Here is a 1,164-nt window from a genome sequence, read left to right on the forward strand (position 1 = left end):
ATGGTCACTTCCTCCCGCCAAACCACCCATTTATAGCCAACATCAACAAGAAACGCTATAAGAGCCTCGTTAAACGTAGCAAGAATGACCGCAATGATGCCGAGGCGATCAGCGAAGCGGCTTCTCGTCCCAGCATGAAATCGGTGGCGGTAAAGAGCGTAGACCAACAGGCCCAGATTATTATCCTTAAGCATCGAGAGATGCAGGTGGGCCAGCGTAGCCAGGCGATCAACGCGCTGCGTGGCCATGCCACGGAATTTGGTGTGGTGGCGGCCAAGGGCACCACCAAAGTTGAAGCGCTGCTCGTAGTGCTGGCTGGGGATGCCAACATACCGGCCGCAGCGCGCGCTATGTTTGAGCAAATGGGCGCGCATATCGAGGCCCTGAATAGCCGGATCGCCGTTCTGGATGCCGAGCTGGCGAAGCAGCACAAGCTCAACCCGGTCAGTCGGGCTCTGGGGGAAATTCCCGGCGTCGGTCCGATGATCGCGACCACCATGGCTTTGACTGTGGAACCTGAGAATTTTGCCTCCGGCCGTCATTTTGCGGCGTGGCTGGGTCTGACGCCGCGGGAGCATTCCACCGGCGGCAAGCAGCGCCTGGGCAAAATCAGCAAGGCAGGTAATGAACGGATGCGAACATTGCTGGTGGTCGGCGCGATGTCAGTCATCCGCGTGGCCAAACTTGGTAGCAAATCGGCGTTGCCATGGTTGGTACAATTGCTGGAGCGCAAGCCGCGCAAGCTCGCGGCGGTAGCTCTGGCCAACAAGATGGCCCGGATTATCTGGGCCATGATGGCGCGCGGGGAGACGTATCGGCGTAAGCCGATCGCCGCCTGAACCGCACGCCGGTGCTGGGGGTATAAGGAGCAAGTAGGAGATGGTTATCGGTCGAACCGACGAACAACAAAATCCGCGCGCGACTACGGCAATCACATGCCGCTTGATTGTTTGGATGTTGTTCGCGGAACCGATCTGGGCCCTGCGGTCATGATGCCGCAATAATGTGAGGCCGGACACATGACCGCATTCGAACCCATGCCAAATTCTGCTTCAACTACTTGAACCCAGCGGGGTCGTCCACACATGTCGCGCGGCAGTCGAGACGTTCGCAGACAACGACGCCGTTTTGGTGATTGATGAAACCGGTTTCTTGAAACAGGGT

The 1,164-nt window shown here is 58.1% G+C and carries 1 protein-coding gene; it reads left to right on the plus strand.

The window, feature by feature from the left end; genetic code table 11:
• Positions 1 to 839, plus strand: an 839-nt coding sequence (locus tag QQJ84_RS16890) for an IS110 family RNA-guided transposase (protein WP_284259486.1), incomplete at its 5' end; no start/stop codon positions are given.
• Between the last annotated feature and the right edge of the window lie 325 nt (positions 840 to 1,164).

It is taken from the genome of Acidocella aquatica, from assembly GCF_030160635.1.
Taxonomy (GTDB): domain Bacteria; phylum Pseudomonadota; class Alphaproteobacteria; order Acetobacterales; family Acetobacteraceae; genus Acidocella; species Acidocella aquatica.